The 19,631-nt window shown below is 71.2% G+C and carries 15 protein-coding genes and 1 tRNA gene; 7 read left to right on the top strand and 9 right to left on the bottom strand.

The window, feature by feature from the left end; all coding sequences use genetic code 11:
- Nucleotides 1-1,180: IS110 family RNA-guided transposase (locus tag ABT095_RS31745; protein ID WP_350533018.1), on the top strand; the 1,180-nt coding region annotated here is incomplete at its 5' end.
- Nucleotides 1,181-1,369: 189 nt separating this feature from the next.
- Nucleotides 1,370-1,708 carry a carboxymuconolactone decarboxylase family protein gene (locus ABT095_RS31750; RefSeq protein ID WP_350533019.1) on the top strand — a complete coding sequence of 113 codons (339 nt, stop codon included), beginning with the start codon at nt 1,370-1,372 and terminating at the stop codon, nt 1,706-1,708.
- Between the two features lie 4 nt (nt 1,709-1,712).
- Here the strand turns inward: ABT095_RS31750 and ABT095_RS31755 are convergent, their stop codons facing one another.
- Nucleotides 1,713-2,792: a DUF5937 family protein gene (locus ABT095_RS31755; RefSeq protein WP_350533020.1), complete on the bottom strand. Its 1,080-nt coding sequence runs from the start codon at nt 2,790-2,792 to the stop codon at nt 1,713-1,715.
- 100 nt (nt 2,793-2,892) lie between these two features.
- Between ABT095_RS31755 and ABT095_RS31760 the strand changes: the two genes are divergently transcribed.
- Complete coding sequence (locus ABT095_RS31760) at nt 2,893-4,092, top strand: MFS transporter (protein ID WP_350533021.1); 1,200 nt, start codon at nt 2,893-2,895, stop codon at nt 4,090-4,092.
- On the opposite strand, the gene ABT095_RS31765 is transcribed toward ABT095_RS31760, so the two are convergent.
- From ABT095_RS31765 to ABT095_RS31785, 5 genes are all read right to left on the bottom strand, one after another.
- Nucleotides 4,077-6,857, bottom strand: coding sequence for a PKD domain-containing protein (locus tag ABT095_RS31765; RefSeq protein WP_350533022.1), 2,781 nt, complete (start codon nt 6,855-6,857; stop codon nt 4,077-4,079). The two genes, ABT095_RS31760 and ABT095_RS31765, sit on opposite strands and share 16 nt — an antisense overlap.
- A 106-nt stretch (nt 6,858-6,963) precedes the next feature.
- Nucleotides 6,964-7,569, bottom strand: coding sequence for a hypothetical protein (locus ABT095_RS31770; protein ID WP_350533023.1), 606 nt, complete (start codon nt 7,567-7,569; stop codon nt 6,964-6,966).
- A gap of 124 nt (nt 7,570-7,693) precedes the next feature.
- Nucleotides 7,694-8,821, bottom strand: a complete 1,128-nt coding sequence (locus ABT095_RS31775; RefSeq protein WP_350533024.1) for a hypothetical protein — start codon at nt 8,819-8,821, stop codon at nt 7,694-7,696.
- A gap of 41 nt (nt 8,822-8,862) precedes the next feature.
- Nucleotides 8,863-9,207: a WXG100 family type VII secretion target gene (locus tag ABT095_RS31780; protein WP_350533025.1), complete on the bottom strand. Its 345-nt coding sequence runs from the start codon at nt 9,205-9,207 to the stop codon at nt 8,863-8,865.
- 86 nt (nt 9,208-9,293) lie between these two features.
- Nucleotides 9,294-10,091 carry a class I SAM-dependent methyltransferase gene (locus ABT095_RS31785; RefSeq protein ID WP_350533026.1) on the bottom strand — a complete coding sequence of 266 codons (798 nt, stop codon included), beginning with the start codon at nt 10,089-10,091 and terminating at the stop codon, nt 9,294-9,296.
- 101 nt (nt 10,092-10,192) lie between these two features.
- On the opposite strand from ABT095_RS31785, the gene hrpA reads away from it, so the two are divergent.
- Nucleotides 10,193-14,203 carry an ATP-dependent RNA helicase HrpA gene (gene hrpA, locus ABT095_RS31790; protein ID WP_350533027.1) on the top strand — a complete coding sequence of 1,337 codons (4,011 nt, stop codon included), beginning with the start codon at nt 10,193-10,195 and terminating at the stop codon, nt 14,201-14,203.
- A gap of 154 nt (nt 14,204-14,357) precedes the next feature.
- Nucleotides 14,358-14,431, top strand: a tRNA-Asp gene (locus ABT095_RS31795).
- A 321-nt stretch (nt 14,432-14,752) separates the two neighbouring features.
- Here the strand turns inward: ABT095_RS31795 and bldC are convergent.
- Both bldC and ABT095_RS31805 read right to left on the bottom strand, forming a co-directional pair.
- Nucleotides 14,753-14,959, bottom strand: coding sequence for a developmental transcriptional regulator BldC (gene bldC / locus ABT095_RS31800; protein WP_014137253.1), 207 nt, complete (start codon nt 14,957-14,959; stop codon nt 14,753-14,755).
- A gap of 501 nt (nt 14,960-15,460) precedes the next feature.
- Entirely contained in the window at nt 15,461-16,408 is a 948-nt protein-coding gene (locus ABT095_RS31805) for a DUF8083 family protein (RefSeq protein ID WP_350533028.1), read from the bottom strand.
- Nucleotides 16,409-16,559: 151 nt separating this feature from the next.
- On the opposite strand from ABT095_RS31805, the gene ABT095_RS31810 reads away from it, so the two are divergent.
- Nucleotides 16,560-17,711, top strand: a complete 1,152-nt coding sequence (locus ABT095_RS31810) for a Glu/Leu/Phe/Val dehydrogenase dimerization domain-containing protein (RefSeq protein WP_350533029.1) — start codon at nt 16,560-16,562, stop codon at nt 17,709-17,711.
- Between the two features lie 377 nt (nt 17,712-18,088).
- Complete coding sequence (locus tag ABT095_RS31815) at nt 18,089-18,337, top strand: DUF3073 domain-containing protein (RefSeq protein ID WP_350533030.1); 249 nt, start codon at nt 18,089-18,091, stop codon at nt 18,335-18,337.
- Nucleotides 18,338-18,454: 117 nt separating this feature from the next.
- Here the strand turns inward: ABT095_RS31815 and purM are convergent, their stop codons facing one another.
- Entirely contained in the window at nt 18,455-19,543 is a 1,089-nt protein-coding gene (purM, locus tag ABT095_RS31820) for a phosphoribosylformylglycinamidine cyclo-ligase (protein WP_350533031.1), read from the bottom strand.
- Nucleotides 19,544-19,631: the final 88 nt, after the last annotated feature.

Below are 19,631 nucleotides of genomic sequence, written 5' to 3' on the forward strand. Positions count from 1 at the left end.
CACCAACGCGGTCCTGGAACTCGGTGACCGGCTGCTGTGCCAGGGCGTCCAGCGGGTGGTGATGGAGGCCACCGGAAGCTACTGGAAGCCGTTCTTCTACCTGTTGGAGGCCCGCGGTCTGGAGTGCTGGCTGGTCAACGCCCGTGAGGTGAAGAACGTCCCGGGCCGGCCGAAGACCGACAAGCTGGACGCGGTCTGGCTGGCCAAGCTCGCCGAGCGCGGCATGGTCCGGGCCTCGTTCGTGCCGCCCAAGCCAGTGCGGCAGCTGCGGGACCTCACTCGCACCCGCACCGCCTTCACGCAGGACCGCACCCGGCACAAGCACCGTGTCGAGAAGCTCCTCGAGGACGCCCAGATCAAGCTCTCCACCGTGGTCTCCGACCTCTTCGGCGCCTCGGGGCGGGCTATGCTCGACGCCCTGGTCGCGGGCGAGCGCAACCCCCGGGCCTTGGCGGACCTGGCCAAAGGCAGCCTGGTCAACAAGCGCCCGGCCCTCGCCGAGGCGCTGACCGGGCAGTTCGAGGACCACCACGGCCACCTGCTGCGGATCCTGCTGGAGACCGTCGACCACTTCACCGGTCAGATCGCCGGACTCGACAGGCACATCAAGGTGCTGGTCGGCGAGATGACCGGCCCGCCCGGCAGCGCGGAAGATGACGGTGTGCTGGTCGCCGCCTCAGGGCGCACAGGGCCTGAGGCGATCGAACGCCTCGATGCCATCCCCGGCGTCGGGCCGGCCACCGCGCAGATCATCCTCGCCGAGATCGGCCTGGACATGAGCCGGTTCCCCACCCCCGAGCACCTGGCCTCCTGGGCGAAGCTCTGTCCCCGGACCGTACAGTCCGGGACGAAGAACACGACCGGCCCGGCCGGGAAAGGCAACCCCTGGCTCAAGGGTGCCCTGGGCGAGGCGGCCAGCGCCGCAGCCCGCACCGACACCTTCCTCGGCGCCCGTTACCGACGGATCGTCAAACGCCGGGGCCACGCCAAGGCCCTGGTCGCCGTCGCCCGCTCGATCCTCGTCATCGCCTGGCATCTCATCAACGACCCCGACGCGCGCTACCAGGACCTCGGCGCCGACTGGCACCAGCGCCACCTGAACAGCGCCCGCAGGACCCGCGACCTCGTCCGCCAGCTCCAGGCCCTCGGCCACCAGGTCACCCTCGCACCCGCAGCCTGACCATCCGACTCACCGGATGTCCGTTCCGCTCCGCGAAACGGACGCTGCCACCCTGCCCGGCTGAGGTCCGATTTTCCGTTCAGCATCAACCGCCGATACCGAGCCGGTCAAGGCCGGACCGAAACGGTCTTGGACGCCCACCCCGCCCACCTGCTGAGCTGACTCCACCGACCGGAGCAAGGAGACACCGTGCACCAGCACACCTACCAGGACCCGTCCGACCTGACCCGCGCCAGGCAGGTCGGGGCGCTCGCCCCGCCGGAGTCCGCCGCCTGGCGGGGCTTCCAGCAGGCCGTGGACCGCACCGACGGCGCCGTCCCCCGCAAGGTCCGCGAACTCGTCGCCGTGGCAGTCGCGTTGACCACCCAGTGCTCGTACTGCCTGGACGTGCACACCGCCCAGGCCCGCCGGCACGGCGTCACGCCCGAAGAGCTGGCCGAGGTGGTGTTCGTGGCCGGAGCCGTCCGCGCGGGCGGCTCGCTGGCGCACGGCCTCCAGGCGATGAAGCTGTACGAGGCCCACGGCTGAGCCCTCAGCGCAGCAGGGCCTCGAGCAGATCGGTGCCGAGTGCCGTGGTGGCGGCCGGGTCGAGCTCGTGCAGCACGTAGCGGCCGCGCCGCCGGGTGGTGAGCAGCTCCGCCTTGCGCAGCACGGTCAGGTGGCGGGAGACCTCGGGGGCGGTGAGCTCCCAGGCGGTGGCCAGCTCGCCGGTGGTGTGCGGGCCGCGGGCGAGGGTGCGGGCCAGCCGGAGGCGGACGGGGTGGGCCAGCGCCTGAAGCCGCAGGGTGACCTGGTCGAGCGGGACGGGCTCGGGCAGGTCCGGGGTGGCGGCGGGGTACTGCAGCACCGGGCGGCGGCCCCGCGAGTGCATCGCCACCAGGTGCGGGTGGCCGAAGACGGTGGGGATGAAGGTCAGGCCGGTGCCCACCGCCGTGGTCGCGTTGTCCTGCAGCTTGTCGATCACCAGCCGGCTGCGGGCGCCGTCGGCCGAGGTGTCCAACCGGATCGCCCGGGAGACGGCCGCCAGCGTCTCGGCCAGGCCGTGCCGGGCCAGCAGGTCCTGCTTGACCCGCAGGTCGGCGAGCAGCCGGGGCCGCACCCGCCGCCAGGTCTCGGTGAAGAAGGCCGGGGCGCAGTCCTCCAGGAGCTGCCGCACCTCGGCCCGCACACCCGGCGGGTCGTCCGCCAGCCGCTCGGCGAAGCCGGACTGCAAGGGGCCCCGGGCGCGGGCGAGTTCGATGGCCCGGGCCAGCCCGGCGTCGGAGGCGGCGGCGCCGGAGTCCGCACCGCAGGTCATCACCAGGGCCGAGGCCAGGTAGGTGCGGTCGTCCAGCTTGTCGAGCTCGTCCAGCTCCTCGGCGAGCGTCTCCCCGGGCTCGCCGGGCAGCAGGAAGTCGGCCCGGAAGGAGCGCCAGAGGAAGGCCGAACCGGCCAGCCGGGCCGCGAGCTCCCCGGGCAGCGCCTCCCTGGTCCGGGCCACCCAGCCCTGCAGGCTCGGGTGGTGCCCGGGCACGGCGAGCACGTGCAGCATCGCCGCCAGCTCCGCGAGGGGAGAGACGGCGAACAGCATCCGCTCCGGCGGCACCCCGGAGATGTCCACGGTCAGGCTCACCGGGCCATCGTGGCAGCTCACCGCCGGTGTGTCAGCCACGATTGACGGCAATCGTCAATCGACGTGACCGCCCCGGGAGCCCGGCCCCACGGTTGCCCCCATGACGACCGCCGTACTCACCCCCACCCCTCTGCCCCGGCTGCTCACCGCCGCCGGCGGCCCGCGCTACGCCGCCGCCCTCGCCGTGGACGCCCTGGGCACCGGCCTGCTCCGGCCGTTCCTGCTGCTGTACGGGATGCGGGTGCTGCACCTGGGAGTGGCGGAGACCGGGGCGGCGATGTCGGTGGGCATGGTGCTCGGGCTCGCGGCGGTGCCGCTCGCCGGGCGCTGGATCGACCGGGGCGGCCGGACGGCGGTGGTGGCCGCCGCGATGGCCGTCCGGGCGCTCGGGGTGCTCCCACTGCTGGCGGCCCGCCCGGGCGGCGGCGCCCTGCCCGCCTTCGTGCTGGCCTCGCTGCTGCTCGGCACCGGCAACCAGTGCTGGGCGCCCGCGCACGCCGCCCTGGTCACCGCACTCGCCCCGGCCCGCGACCGGGACGCCGCCCTCGCGGCCGGCCGCTCGCTGCGCAACGCCGGGCTCGGCCTCGGCGCCCTGCTCGCGGCGCTCGGCACCACCGGCGGCACGGGCGCCCTGCGGACGATGGCCGCCGCGACGGCCCTCGGCTACGCCCTCGCCGGGGCACTGGCCTGGTCCCTGCGGACCACGGCCGCCCGGCGTCCGCAGACCGTACGGACCGGCGGGGCCCGTCCCACCGTGCTGGACCTCGCCAACCTCCCGTACGCGTTCTGCTTCAACGTGCTCGAAGTCGCCCTGCCCGCCGTCCTGGTGACGCAGCTGCACGCCGCGCCAGCCTGGTCGGCGGCGGTCTTCGTCGGCAACACCGTGCTGGTGGTGACCGGCCAGGTCGCCGTGGTGCGGTGGCTGTCCCGGTACTCCCGGCACACCGCGCTGGCCGCCGCCGGGGCGCTGCTCGCGCTCTCCTACCTGGGCTTCTGGGCGGCCGGCTCGCTGGGCGGCCGAGGCGCGGCGGCGGCCGTCGCGGTGGTCTCGGTGCTGCTGACGGCGGGGGAGATCGGGTACACCGGCACCGCCACCGCCCTGGTGATCGCCACCACCGAGCCGGAGCGGCTGGGCCGGGCCCTGGCCCGGTTCCAGCTCTCCAGCGGCATCGGGGTGGCGCTCTCCCCGGCCGTGCTGACCGCCCTGTACGCCTGCGGCCCGGCCGCTCTCTGGCTCTCCCTGGCGGCCGTCACCCTGCTCGGCGCGGCCGCCGTGAAGCGCACTCAGCCCTTGACGTAGTACCCGAACAGGTCGGCCACCACCTGGGTGTTCCCGGCGAAGTTGTACACGTCGAACCTGCCGTCCGAACTCAGCGGCGTGGTCACGTGGTTGGGCACCGTCTGCCCGGCCAGGAAGTTCAGGTTGCTCGTCCCCGGCCGCACCGAGCCGTCCGCCCAGGCCGTCAGGTACCCGCCCACGGTCGGCGCCGTCGCCGTCAGGTTGACCACCGCACCGGTCGCCCCGGCCGGCGCACCCGTCGCCACCGACAGCTGCCCGCCCGGGCCCAGCGCACCCTTGCCAGGAGTACGGGTGTCCGCCAACCGGCGCGGCGTGACCGGCTGGAACAGCGCCGCACCCTTCGGGCTGTAGTACCCGAACAGGTCGACGATCGCGTCCGCCCGGCCCGCGAAGTTGCTCAACTGCACCGACCCGTCCGCCCCGATCGGCACCACGACCTGGTTCGCCACCGTCTGCCCGGCACCGAAGTTCAGGTTGCTCGTCCCGGTCGGCTTCCCGGCCTCCGGGTACAGCGAGAAGTAGCTCGGCCCCGTCCCCCGGGTCGCCGTCACGTTCAGCACCGCCGCCGTCGCGTCGGCCGGCACACCGTTCAGACCACGGACCCGCACCGAGGCCGGAACCCCGGACGCCACCGCCGAGTGGCCCGGTGTACGGGTGTCGAGCAGCCGCACCGGCGCCTGTGCGGTGAAACGGTCACCGCTCTCCGTCCTCACCGAGTAGTACCCGGCCACGTCCACCACCACATCGGTGGAGCCGAAGCGGTTGTAGACGGACACCTCGCCGTCCCGGCCCACCGGGACGGTCACCAGGTTCGGCACCACCTGCCCGGCCGCGAAGTTCACGTTCGAGGTCGTCGGACGGTCCTGGCCCGCCGGGTAGACCGCCAGGTAGCCACCACCCGTGTGGTTGACAGCCGTCACGTTCAGCACCAGCGCCGTGGCCTCGGACTGCAGACCGGCCGGCCGGGGCACGGTGAGCGACTGGCCGGGGCCGAGCGTGGTCCGGCCGGCGGTGCCCCGGCGGGTGTCCAGGGCCCGCTGCGGAGCGAGCGCGTGGAAGGTGGACGGGCGATAGGCCACGTGCAGCTGCTGGCTGAGCTTGGCGGTCTGGCCGCCCTGGTCCGTCACGTACATCGTGACGGTGTAGTCGCCCTCCTTGGTGTACTGGTGGCCGAGGTCGCCCTGCTGGCCGGTGCCGTCACCGAAGTCGTACATCCGGCCCGTGATCGGCCACGCCGAGGTCGAGCCCAAGTCCTCGACGCCGTAGGCCAGCGCATCGTCCCGGGGCACCACCATGAACCTCGGGACGATCGGCCCGGGTTCGGTGATCTGCAGCGAGTAGCTGGTCACCGAGAGGGTGTTGCCGTTGGCGAAGGTCACCGTGAGGCTCGGAAGCATGTACCCGGCGGTCGTGTAGACGTGGTCCGCCGTCGGCCGGTCGGTCTCAAGCGGCGGAGTGCCGTCCCCGAAGTCGTACCTGTAGGAGACCGGCGCGGACCAGGAGGGGGTGACCGAGGCCGTGAAGCCGACCGAGTGTCCGGTTGGGATCTGGCTGGTGGAGGCCATCAGCCAGACGCCCACCTGGTCGGTCCGCTCGATCGCGCCACGATCGTAGTACGGCACACCACTACCGGAGTTGACCGCGTTCGGGTCGTCAATCCGATGGTGGCCGACCAGGTCCACCGACAGTGCACCGGGGGCGTTGGCGTCCGCGGAGTCCACCGCCGGGGAGCCATCCCCCGGGGAGACACCGTAGATCGCACCGAACTTCGGGTCGGTGTTGATGTCGTGCTCACCCTGGCCGAGCCGGGTGAATAGCGCACCGTGGTCGGCGATCGGTGCGTCCGACCACTCGTAGGCGTCCCTGCCGGGGACGGGCTGGACGAGGTTGTAGTCCAGCTTGGTGCCCACCGCCGAGAACGCGGAGACCACCACCTTGACCGGACTGACCTGCTGCGCGCAGTCGGTGTATTGCTTGCCGAGGATGACGGTACCGGGCGCGACGACGTTGTTCTCGATCACGGACTTCGAGGAGTCGCCGAGCAGCGCGATGCCAGGAGCACACAGGGTGCTTACGGTGTTCCCGGTGACCACGGTGCCGGTCGAGTCGGTGATCCGGACTCCACCGCCGCCGTTCCGGGAGTCCACCACGTTGCCGGTCACCGTCGTACCGGTGGCCCCGCCCTCGACCACCACGGCGTTCGGACCGTCGAAGAGAAAGTTCCTGCTGAGCGTGGTGGCGTCCGCCCCGCCGCCGATCCGGACGGCCGGGGTGGCCCCGCCGGTGGCGCGCACCCGGTTCGACTCCAGCGTGACGCGGCTGGTGCCGGTCAGCACGAACGGCTCGGCGGTCGGCGTCACGGTGAAGCCCGAGATCACGATGTCGTGCACCGAGGCCAGCACGAAGCCGTGGTCCGCGTGCACGCCGTCCTTCTGGCCGACCACCGGCTGGCTCACCGTCGGCAGGACGCCGGTCCGGAAGGTGACCGGCTTGCCGGGCTCCCCGGAGTGGGTGACCGTCACCTTCTCCGGATAGGACCCGTGGACCACCTCCACGGTCTGGCCGGCCTGCACGGCATCGGCCGCCGCCTGGATCGTGCAGAACGGCGCCGACGGGCCGCCCGCCCCCGCACCGCTGTCGGTGCACCGAGGGTTGGTGCTGTCGACGTACAGCGTCGCAGCGTCCGCCACCGCGAGTCCGGGCACGGCTGTGCCCAGGACGACGCCGGTGACGGTGACGAGGCCGGCGAGGATTCGCAGGCGCACGGTTGACCCCCCTGATCAAGTTCTCCCGCCCGCGCCGGAGGCGACAGGCGGGAGACATCATCCAGCAGGTCGAACATACGTGTCACGCCACCGCGATGAGAGGTCTTCAGGGGCTGAAGAGCTCGGTGAGGCCGGTGACCTTGCCGGAGGAGTCCAGGGCGATGTCGTAGGTCTTGCCGGAGCCGCAGCTGGAGGTGTCACCGGTGTTGGTGACGCAGGCGGTCAGGTGGGCGACCAGCTGGGCCAGGGTGACGGTCTTGTTGCCCTCGGCGCCGGCCAGCTGGGCCTTGGCGGTGGGCAGGATCGTGTAGGTCTTCTCGTCGCCCTTGGGCCACCAGCCGTAGTCGGGGGCCTTTCCGCAGTCGAAGACGCCGTCCTGGGCGTACAGCGTGCTCGTGGTGGCGGCCTTGGTGGCCACCACGACCTTGTGGCCGGGGGCCACCGGCTTGTCGGGCTTGCAGGGGGTGGCGCCCGGCTTGAGCGGGGCGTTGGAGGAGACCGCAGGGTTGGAGCTCGCCGCGTTGGGCGCGGGCTCACCACTGGCGATGCCGGGGGCGGGGGCGGAGGGCGCGGAGGAGACGGCACTCGCGGCGGTGGAGGGCGCGGCCGGGGCGGCGGCCGAGAGCGCGGGCGACTTGGAGCCGCAGGCCGCCAGGGCCAGGACGGCCACGGCCGTACCGGCGGTGGCGCAGATAACTCGACGTGTGGACAAGGCGGTTGACTCCCCCTGGGTGAAGGTTGCTCACGTTCTTCGTGGGCTCGACGGTCGTCGGTCCGACGGTCGGACGGATTACCCGGCCCGGCGGTTCCCTACGCCCCGCCGGACCGGGCGGTGTTCACTCCACGCCGTTCTTCCGGATCGGCCGGTAGGGCCCGGTGGCCGGGTACGGGTAGTCGAGCACGTGCGAGACGCAGCCGTGGCTGCCGCTGTCCTCGATGCAGACGAACTTGGTGTGCTCGGCGTTGGCCCAGCCGCCGAACAGCACCACGTGCTCGTGCTTGGGCGTGTTGCAGACCAGCGCGTCGCCGGGCTTCAGCTCGTCCTTGGTGATGTGGTGCGAGACCTTGGAGCTCTCCAGGTCCCAGGTGTTCATGCCGCCCTCCGGGCCGGGCGGGATGCCCCAGGCCGCGGAGACCAGGCCGGAGCAGTCCACCCGGTAGCCGTTGGTGATGGCGCCCTGGCTGTAGCCGAGCTTGTGCTCGGCGCGCTCCAGGCCGCGCTCCACGATCGCCTTGCGCTCGGGGTCGAGGCCGTCCAGGTCCGGCTTGTCCTTGACGCCGTCGCCGTGGCCGTTGGTGGGGTGGGCGTGGTCGCTCCAGGAGTCCCAGCTCCGGCCGGTGAGATGGGTCTCCCAGTTGCCGGTGCTGTGGTCCTTGAGCGTCGGCCCGTCGAACTTGCCGCCCGGCGCGCCCGCGTCGCCCGTCCCGCCGTCGCCGCCGGAGCCGGTGCTGCCACCGCCGTCGCCGGAACCGCCGTGGCCGCCGTGGCCGCCCTTGGAACCGCCGGACCCACCGGACCCGCCCGAGCCGCCGGACCCACCGCCGTCACCGCCGCCCCCGCCCTGCTTGGGCGGCTGCGGGCTGCTCGGCGGCTGCTTGTCCTTCTGCTTCTGCAGGTCCTCGAGGATCTTCTTCTCGATCGCCTCGTACTCCTTGGCGACGCTCCCCAGCTTCTCGGCGTCCTCGCCGAGCTCCTTGGTGAGCTGGTCCTTGGTCGCCTTGAGGGCCTCGGCCCGGGCCTTGATCTCGTGCACGTCCTTGGTCAGCCGGTTGGCGATCACACCGAAGCCGAGCAGGCCGGAGGGGATGCCCGCGAAGAGGTCGGTGGCCGCCGCCTTGGCGATCACGTGCTCGATCTCGCCCATCTTCGCGGTCATCGCGGCCATCTGCTGGTTGAGCTGCTGCCAGTCCTGCTGGATCTTGGCCAACTCGCCCATCTGGAAACCGAACTGGTCACCGGCCATCCGGCACACTCCCCGTGGTGGTGGACATCTCAGTGGGCATCTCAGTAGACATGGGCGAGCTGCTTCATCGCCTTGCCGAGGCCCTGCAGTTCCTCGGACACCGTGGCCAGCTCGCGCAGCCGGTCGTTCGCGTGCGCGATGAAGGCGTCCGAGGCGGGCCCGTGCCAGGTCAGCTGCCCGAGTGCCGTCCGGATGTCCTGGTCCAGCCGGTCGACCTGCTTGGCCATCGCGTCCAGCTCCCCGGCGAGCTTCTCCAGCTCCGCGTCCGAGTCGCCGAACATCTTGCCGAGCGCCCAGTGCGCCACCTCGCTCGGTACGAGGACGACGTCCTCGACCCCGTGCACGATCCCCTTGCCGATGCCTTCGAGCGTGCTCAGAAAGCCCATGGCTCTCCCCCCAATCCCCCAAAGCCTGGCTGATAATCAGTCAAGAGGCTATCCGACCCCGCCCACGCTGAGGAGACTGCGGGGGCCTACGCCAGGCCCGCCACCAGCACCGCGAGCCCCGGGACCACCAGCAGCCCGTCCTCCCCCACCGCCCCCGCGGCCAGCCGGTCGTACTCGGCCTTCGCCCGGGCCCGCACCTCCTCGGGCAGCCCCGTCACCACCAGCCCGAGGTTGGCGACGCCGTCCGCCACCCCGGCCCACCAGGCCTCGGGCGCCACCCGGTGCGACACCACCAGCTCCCGGCCCGCCACCTCGCCCCAGCCGGCCGCTTCGGCCAGCGCTGCGAACCCCGCCGGGGTGCGCTCGAAGTTCAGCTCCTCCGGCACCCGGGGCAGCGCCGGCCACTCCACCCCGGCCGCCGTGAGCGCCTGGACTATCAGGTCCATCGCGCCGTTGCCCGCGTCCGCCCAGACCGTCGCGGCCAGCCGCCCGCCCGGCCGGGCCACCCGCCGCAGCTCGGCCATCGCCACCGCCGGGTGCCCGACGTGGTTGACCACGAAGTTGGCCACCACCGCGTCGTACGCACCGTCCTCGAACGGCAGCTCCGGCAGCACGGCCACCCGGGCGTCCACCCCGAGCGCCGAGGCGAGCGCGACCATCCCCGGCTCGGCGTCCACCGCACTTACCACCGCCCCGCGCTCCAGCGCCGCCACGGCCACCGACCCCGGCCCGGTGCCCACGTCAAGCACCCGGACACCCTCAAAGACCCTCGCCGCGTCCAACAGCGCGGGCACCGCATGCCCGCACAGCGCGGCGAAGCTGCGCCCGTACGCCTCCGCCTTGCCCGCCCACATCGCCCGCTCATGATCGTCAAAAGCACTCATGCCCCGGGAGGCTACCCGGCTCCTCCTCCGGCGGTCTGTGACACTGGAGGGGCTCGAAAACCGAGGTGCGCCCGCCCGTGCCTCCTTGCGAACCTAGAGGGATGTCCGAGTTGAGTTCTCCCGTAGCCACGCCCGCCGATGCACCCACCATCGGGGGGCTGGCCGCCCGGCTGCCCGAACTGATGCTGCGCGACCAGCAGCGGATCGGCCGCCGGCTGGACGGCGCCCGGCGGGTCCGGAAGCCGGAGGCCCGGCAGAAGATCGCCGAGGAGCTGGCCAAGGACATCGACCGGGCCGAGCTGCGGGTCGAGCAGCGCCGGGCCGCCGTCCCGGAGATCACGTACCCGGCGGAGCTGCCCGTCAGCCAGAAGAAGGACGACATCCTGGCGGCCGTCCGCGACCACCAGGTGGTGATCGTCGCGGGCGAGACAGGCTCCGGCAAGACCACCCAGATCCCCAAGATCTGTCTGGAGCTCGGCCGGGGTGTGAAGGGCCTGATCGGCCACACCCAGCCCCGCCGGATCGCCGCCCGCACGGTGGCCGACCGCGTCGCCGAGGAGCTGCGGACCCCGCTCGGCGAGGCCGTCGGCTGGAAGGTCCGCTTCACCGACCAGGTCGGCCAGGACACCCTGGTCAAGCTGATGACGGACGGCATCCTGCTCGCCGAGATCCAGACCGACCGCGAGCTGCGCCAGTACGACACCCTGATCATCGACGAGGCGCACGAGCGCAGCCTCAACATCGACTTCCTGCTCGGCTACCTCAAGCAGCTGCTCCCCCGCCGCCCCGACCTCAAGGTGATCATCACCTCGGCGACCATCGACCCGGAGCGCTTCGCCAAGCACTTCTCGGACGCCCCGATCATCGAGGTCTCCGGCCGCACCTACCCGGTCGAGGTCCGCTACCGCCCGCTGGTCGACGACGCCGAGGAGGACGACGAGACGGTCGACCGCGACCGCGACCAGATCCAGGCGATCTGCGAGGCCGCCCAGGAGCTCCAGGCCGAGGGCCCGGGCGACATCCTGGTCTTCCTCTCCGGCGAGCGCGAGATCCGCGACACCGCGGACGCGCTCACGAAACTCAAGCTCACCCGCGGCGGAGCCGCTATTTGGCAGGGCACCGAGATCCTGCCGCTCTACGCCCGCCTGAGCAGCGCCGAGCAGCACCGGGTCTTCCAGCGCTCCAACTCCCGCCGGATCGTGCTGGCGACCAACGTCGCCGAGACCTCCCTCACCGTCCCCGGCATCAAGTACGTGATCGACCCGGGCACCGCCCGCATCTCGCGCTACAGCCATCGCACCAAGGTGCAGCGCCTGCCGATCGAGGCCATCAGCCAGGCCAGCGCCAACCAGCGCAAGGGCCGCTGCGGCCGTACCAGCGACGGCATCTGCATCCGGCTGTACTCGGAGGAGGACTTCCTCGCCCGCCCCGAGTTCACCGACGCCGAGATCCTCCGTACCAACCTGGCCTCCGTCATCCTCCAGATGACCGCCGCCGGGCTCGGCGACATCGCCGCCTTCCCGTTCCTCGACCCGCCGGACTCGCGCAACATCAAGGACGGCGTCAACCTCCTGCACGAGCTCGGCGCCCTCGACCCGGCCGAGAAGGACCACCGCAAGCGCCTGACCCCGCTCGGCCGCCAGCTGGCCCAGCTCCCGGTCGACCCGAGGCTCGCCCGGATGGTCATCGAGGCGTCGAAGAACGGCTGCGTCCGCGACGTCATGGTGATCGCCGCCGCCCTCTCCATCCAGGACCCGCGCGAGCGCCCCGCCGAGAAGCGCCAGGCGGCCGACGAGCGGCACCGCCGCTTCAACTCCGAGACCTCCGACTTCCTCGCCTACCTGGCGATCTGGCGGTACGTCCGCGAGCAGCAGAAGGAGCTCTCCAGCTCGGCCTTCCGCCGGATGTGCAAGAGCGAGTACCTCAACTACCTGCGGATACGCGAGTGGCAGGACATCTACTCGCAGCTGCGCACCGTCGCCAAGCAGCTCGGCGTCACCATCGACGAGCCCCACCCCGATGCCGAACCGGACGCCGACCGGATCCACCAGTCACTGCTGGCCGGTCTGCTCTCGCACCTGGGCCTGTTCGACGTGGAGAAGCGCGAGTACGGCGGCGCGCGCGGCGCCCGGTTCGCGATCTTCCCCGGCTCCGGGCTGTTCAAGAAGCCCCCGCGCTGGGTGATGTCGGCCGAGCTGGTGGAGACGTCCCGGCTGTGGGCCCGGATCAACGCCAAGATCGAGCCCGAGTGGGTCGAGCCGATCGCCGGCCACCTGATCAAGAAGACGTACAGCGAACCGCACTGGGAGAAGAAGGCCGGGGCCGTCCTGGCGTACGAGAAGGTCACCCTCTACGGGATGCCGGTCGTCGCCCAGCGCAAGGTCAACTACGGCCGGATCGACCCGGAGCTCTGCCGCGAGCTGTTCATCCGCAACGCCCTGGTCGAGGGCGACTGGGAGACCCACCACAAGTTCTTCGCCGAGAACCGCAAGCTGCTCTCCGAGGTCGAGGAGCTGGAGAACCGCGCCCGCCGCCGCGACATCCTGGTGGACGACCAGACCCTGTTCGACTTCTACGACAGCCGCCTGCCGGAGGAGATCGTCTCCACCCGGCACTTCGACTCCTGGTGGAAGAAGGAGCGGCACGAGCAGCCGGACCTGCTGAACTTCGAGAAGTCGATGCTCATCAACGACTCCGCCGACGGAGTCACCGAGGCCGACTACCCGGACTACTGGCAGCAGGGCAAGCTCCGCTTCAAGCTCACCTACCAGTTCGAGCCGGGCAGCGACGCGGACGGCGTGACCGTCCACATCCCGCTCCCGGTGCTCAACCAGGTCACCGGCGAGGGCTTCGACTGGCAGATCCCCGGCCTGCGGGCCGAGCTGGTCACCGCGTACATCCGCTCCCTCCCCAAGGCGATCCGGCGCAACTTCGTGCCCGCGCCGGACTTCGCGACCGCCGCACTCAAGCAGGTGCAGAACCGTCAGGAGCCGCTGCTCCCGACGCTCGAGCACATCCTCAAGCGGATGACGGCGATCACCATCCCGCCGGAGGCCTGGGACGACGAGCGGGTGCCGGACCACCTGCGGGTGACCTTCCGGGTGGTGGACGGCAAGCGCAAGCTCGCCGAGTCCAAGGACTTGGAGGAGCTGCGGCTGGGGCTGGGGCCCAAGCTCAAGGAGACCCTCTCCTCGGCCGCCTCCGGCCAGGGCATCGAGCAGCGCGGTCTGACCGGCTGGCCGGAGAGCCTGCCCGTGCTCCAGCGCACCTTCGAGCAGCGCTCGCGCGGCCACTCGCTGCGGGCCTACCCGGCGCTGGTGGACGAGACGGAGTCGGTGGCGATCCGGCTCTTCGACACCCCCGAGGCCCAGGCCCAGGCGATGTGGGCCGGCACCCGGCGGCTGCTGATGCTGGGCACCAACTCCCCGGCCAAGTCGATCCAGGGCCGCCTGGGCAACCAGGCCAAGCTGGCGCTCTCGCACAACCCGCACGGCTCGATCCCGGCCCTGTTCGAGGACATCGTCGCCGCCGCGACCGACCGGCTGATGACCCTGAACGGCGGGCCGGCCTGGGACGAGGCGGCGTACACCAAGCTGTACGACAAGGTCCGGGCCGACCTGTACGAGCTGTCCGCCGACGCCACCCTCAAGACGGCCTCGGCCCTGATCGCCTTCCACAAGGCCTCGACCCGGCTGAAGGCGGTCAGCAGCCCGGTGCTGCTCACCGCCGTCAACGACATCCGGCTGCACCTGGCCTCGCTGATCCACCCGGCCACCCCCGGCAGCCCGGGCTTCGTCACCGAGACCGGCTGGCAGCGGCTGCCCGACCTGAAGCGCTATCTGCTCGCGGTCGACCGCCGCCTGGAGGCGCTGCCCAACCACCCGCAGCGCGACCTGCTGCACCTGCAGAAGGTCCAGCAGGTCCAGCACGCCTACGGCGAGCTGCTGGCCTCCCTGCCGCCCGGCCAGGAGCCCTCCCCGGCCGTCCGGCAGATCCGCTGGATGATCGAGGAGCTCCGGGTGAGCTTCTTCGCCCAGGGCCTGGGCACCCCGACCCCGGTCTCGGAGAAGCGCATCCTGAAGGCGATGGAGGCCGCCGCGGCGGCCGGGTAGGGCCTGCCTTCCGGGCCCCGGCGTAACCCGGAAGGCAGGCCCTGGAACCGGGTGTCCGGGGCCCCGGAGGACGCGGTTCGACTTCAGGGCCCCGGATGCCGTACGATCTGTCTTGTTCGCAGGCGAGAGCAGGCGGGCAAGGCAGTAAAGATCTGGTCCTGTGGAGCAGTTGGTTAGCTCGCCACCCTGTCAAGGTGGAGGTCGCGGGTTCAAGTCCCGTCAGGATCGCCGTAGGTGAGAGGCCCGGAGCCGAAAGGCTCCGGGCCTCTTGCGTTTCCTGGGTACTCCCGGGTACTCCTGGTGATGGCGCGTCAAGAGCGACCCCCCGTGACGCTCGTCACTTATATTTTCTTGACTCTCAGCTCCCTGGGAGTCCCCTGGGAGCCGCATAATTTAATATATAAAATTGTACTGGCTTTCCCACGCATTCCCCCCTCCCTTGGAAAGGGAACATTTGGAGGCATTGATTCCGGGCATGCCGAAGGGGCTGCACCCCCGACCCGGCGGAGTCAGGCGTACAGCCCCTTCAGAAATGCTTCAGCGGGCCCCTCAGGCCTCGGTACGCTGCGCCGGAATCCCAGCCAGCAGAGCACGCACCTCCGCCTCGCGATACCGGCGGTGGCCGCCGAGAGTGCGGATAGACGTGAGCTTGCCGGCCTTGGCCCAACGCGTCACCGTCTTCGGGTCAACGCGGAACATGGTGGCTACCTCTGCCGGAGTCAGCAGGGGCTCAGCATCAGGGGTACGAGCGGTCATGAGCGGCCTCCTCGGGAGAACCGAACCAGGGCGGTTCTATCCTTCAAATTCTGCACCTTGGCCCGCGATGCCCGAAATGGCATAGACGGGCCGAGTCGGTTATAGGACGAACGGCTTGTCCTGGTGTCTACAACTACACCATCCGTCCAGCCCTATCGGCCAAACCGCCAAAATTGACCCCTCACGGGCCCAAGAGCGGCGGATGGCCATGGACCACCCCATAACGGACAGTCATCCCAGGATGACAATCGGTTACGAGCGGACCAGACCCTTCGTTTCCCCGCAAAGCACGCACCACCGTCAGATCCACCCAATAGTGGACACACCAGAGTGAACTTGGGCTGGTTGTCCCATTTTTACACATAGGGGTAAGTACGCGTCAACGGTGAGTAGTGTCACGTTCGAGGGGTATTGACCCGAACCGGGACCAAGGTCCCCCTTCGGGGGCCGAAGGGCCCGTCCATCGTCACCGGCCGCACTGACAAGCCCTTTGAGCGCCCGTCAGCTGGCGTACCGCAGCGCCAGCACCTGCCGCCAGCGGTCCACCACCAGCCGGTACGCACGGGCGGCCTCAGCGCCGTCCCCGGCCTTCAACGCCCCCAGCCCCCGCTCCAGCTCGGCCACCGAATCCTCGGCCGCCAAGCGCTCCGCCCCCAGCAGATGCACCAACCCCCCGTAGTCCAGCTCGACCAGCGACCTCGGATGGAACTCCTCCAGCCACCGCCCGACCTGCTCCACCTCCCGTACCAGCGGCCCCAGCGGGATCCGCTCCCGCAGCACCCGGTAACCCCGCGCCACCCGTCGGCGAGCCTGGGCCATCGGCGTCAGATAGAACAGCGCCGCGGCCCTCCGGCCCCCCTCCGGCCTCTCCCCATTCTCCCCGTTCGCCGAAACGGACTCCAGCGGATTCCCGCCATGGCCTTCCGGTACGAAGCAGCGGTCCTCCGCGCCGAACGGCAGGAACCACCTCAGCGGCACCTCCCAGCGGCTGGTCAGGATCCATGGCCGGGCGTCCGGGTGGGCCCCCTGCCAGCGCTCCCGGTCCGCCTCGGCCGCCTCCCGGGCGGCGGGCGGCAGCACCGTGTCGAGCAGCGCGACCGGCAGGGCCGCCGCCAGCTCCTCCAGCGCCAGCCAGCTGCGCAGCCTGGTCGACCACGGGCAGACGTAGGTGACCGAGTCGACCACCCGGACGTAGGCCCGGCCGCTCTCCTTCTCCGGCAGCGCCCGCGGCGTGCGCGCCAGCAGTTCGGCCAGAGCCGCCCGCTGCTCGGTCAGCGCCGCGGCGGCGACCGGCTGCCCGGGGCCCACGGCGTCCGGGCCGTGGGCGGCGACGTAGGCCTGCCAGTGGGCCCGCTCCTGCTCCGGATAGGCGGCGAGCGGCTCGTAGACCCGCAGGTGGGCGGTGTAGGGCGGGAGCACCGAAGTGCGCACGGCGGTCACGTTCTGCATGGTCGCACGCACCCACCGCCGCCCGGGAGAGTGCCGTCACGGGGCCGCCGATCGTTATCCGGACGGGGCAGAACCGGCGCCCGCCCCGAAGCTAGGCTTCCCATAGGCGCCCACACCACAGCAGTGGGCCACAGATACTGGAGTCACCACAGTGACCGACGTACAGACCGTGTCCGCTCCGCACTCCGCACCCGGCGTGCTCAGCAGGATCTTCCGTACCGAGCAGGCCGGCGACGGGCACGAGCAGGTCGTGCTCTGCCACGACCGCGAGTCCGGCCTCAAGGCGATCATCGCCATCCACTCCACCGCCCTGGGCCCCGCCCTCGGCGGCACGCGCTTCTTCGACTACGCCTCCGAGGAGGAGGCGCTGGACGACGCGCTGCGGCTCTCGCGCGGCATGAGCTACAAGAACGCCCTCGCCGGGCTCGACCTCGGCGGCGGCAAGGCCGTCATCATCGGCGACCCGAACAAGGTCAAGAACGAGGCCATGCTGCGCGCCTACGGCCGCTTCGTGCAGTCGCTGCGCGGCCGCTACATCACCGCCTGCGACGTGGGCACCTACGTCCAGGACATGGACGTGATCGCCCGCGAGACCGAGTTCGTCACCGGCCGCTCCCCCGAGCACGGCGGCGCCGGCGACTCCTCCATCCTCACCGCCTTCGGTGTCTTCCAGGGCATGCGCGCGTCCGCCCAGGCCCGCTGGGGCCAGCCGACCCTGCGCGGCAAGCGCGTCGGCGTCGCGGGCGTCGGCAAGGTCGGCCACTACCTGGTCGGCCACCTGGTCGCCGACGGCGCCACGGTCGTCGTCACCGACCCGTTCGAGGCCGCCGTGAACCGCGTCCGCGCGGCCCACCCGGACGTCGAGGTGGTCGCCGACACCGCGGCCCTGCTCCAGGCGAACCTCGACGTCTACGCCCCCTGCGCCCTGGGCGGCGCGCTCGACGACCACACGGTGGGCGCGCTCGGCGCGGCCGGCACCTCGGTGGTCTGCGGCGCGGCCAACAACCAGCTGGCCCACCCGGGCGTGGAGAAGGACCTGGCGGACCGCGGCATCCTCTACGCCCCGGACTACCTGGTGAACTCCGGCGGCGTCATCCAGGTCGCCGACGAGATCGACGGCTTCAACTTCGAGCGCGCCAAGAACAAGGCCACGAAGATCTTCGACACCACCCTGGAGATCTTCACCCGCGCCGTCTCCGACGGCGTGCCGCCGGCCGTGGCCGCCGACCGCCTGGCCGAGAAGCGGATGCGGGAGATCAGCGCTCTGCGCACGATCCTGCTCCCGGGCGCCCGCAAGGGCTGACCCCCCGCGGGGGGTGCCCGCGGGCGTCCGTGGGCACCCCCCGCTCCGGGTCACGATGTGGAACCGGATTCTCGCTTTGTCCGCCGAACGGGCTATGCCGAGCCCCCTCCCGGGGGATAATCGGTCCCGGAACGACGGACCGTGGCATGCTGCAACCAGCCTGCCAACTTCCGGCAATCCCCTCATGACCTGGAAAGACCTGGTTTCGAGGGGCGACAGTGCGCGCCACGTCACACCGGCGACGTACCGTTCGGCGACGGAAACAGGTACCGTTAATGCTCCAAGGGACGGCACTCCCACTTCGGGCAGCGCCGCTCCTGATCATGAACACGTGTCAGACTCGGGGCCGTGAGCCCCATCGTTGAGGGGGTCGACCCATGGGGCGCGGCCGGGCCAAGGCCAAGCAGACGAAGGTCGCCCGCGAGCTGAAGTACAACAGCGGCGGCTTCGACGCCAACCGTCTGTCCAGCGAGCTGGGCGTATCGCCCTCCACTGCTTCGATCAAGCCAGCACCGATCGAAGAAGAAGAGGACGACGATCCCTACGCGGCTTACGCGGACTACTACAACGACGAGGACGACGAAGAGGCGGACGCGGGCAGCAGCCCGTCCGGCCGTCGCGCCTGAGTGCCTGCACAAGACCGGCTCGGCCCCCTGAGGCGCTGAGCCGGTCTTCGTCGTACCCGCACCTGACTGCTCCGCGGTAACGGGCACCCCAGGACGTCCTGGGGTGCCCGTCGCGCCTTACGCCAGCTCGAAGCCCTCGTACGCGTTGTAGAGCGCCGCGCCGTCCGCGTGCTCGTCGGTGCGGTCCACGATGTCGCCCAGCACCCAGGCCTCGACGTCCCGGTCCGCCAGGATCGACAGCACCACGTCCACCGAGGACTGCGGCACGACGGCGACCATGCCGACGCCCATGTTGAGCGTCTTCTCGATCTCCAGGGTCAACATCCCGCCGACCTGCGCGACGGTCTGGAAGACCGGCAGCGGGGTCCAGGTACCGCGGTCCAGGCGGGCGTGCAGGCCGGCCGGGATGACCCGGGCCAGGTTGGCCGCCAGGCCGCCGCCGGTGACGTGCGAGAAGGCGTGGATCTCGGTGGCGCGGGTGAGCGCCAGGCAGTCCAGCGAGTAGATCCGGGTCGGCTCGAGAAGCTCCTCGCCGAGAGTCCGGCCGAACTCCTCGACCTTGCGGTCCAGCGACCAGCCGGCCTGGTTCAGCAGCACGTGGCGCACCAGCGAGTAGCCGTTGGAGTGCAGGCCGCTGGCGGCCATCGCGATCACCACGTCACCCGCGCGGACCCGCGCGGCGCCCAGCAGCTGGTCGGCCTCGACCACACCGGTGCCCGCGCCCGCGACGTCGAAGTCGTCCTCGGCCAGCAGGCCCGGGTGCTCGGCCGTCTCGCCGCCGACCAGCGCGCAGCCGGCCAGCGCACAGCCCTCGGCGATGCCCTTGACGATCGCGGCGACCCGCTCGGGGAACACCTTGCCGACGCAGATGTAGTCGGTCATGAACAGCGGCTCGGCGCCGCAGACCACCAGGTCGTCGACGACCATGCCGACCAGGTCGTGGCCGATGGTGTCGTACTTCTGCATCGCCTGGGCGATGGCGACCTTCGTCCCCACGCCGTCCGTCGCGGAGGCCAGCAGCGGGCGCTCGTAGCGCTTGAAGGCGGAGGCGTCGAAGAGCCCGGCGAAGCCGCCCAGGCCGCCCACGACCTCGGGGCGGTTGGCCTTCTTGACCCACTCCTTCATCAGCTCGACGGCGCGGTCGCCCGCCTCGATGTCGACGCCCGCAGCGGCGTAGGTGGCGCCGGCGCTCTGGTTGCTGGTCACGTGCGATGGCCCTTCCGGGTCAGGTGGGGGTTGGAAAACCTTTGGCAATCACAGCAAGCACAGCAGGGGCGCGGGGAACTGCGCGACC

The organism is Kitasatospora sp. NPDC002227 (assembly GCF_040296285.1).
Lineage (GTDB): Bacteria > Actinomycetota > Actinomycetes > Streptomycetales > Streptomycetaceae > Kitasatospora.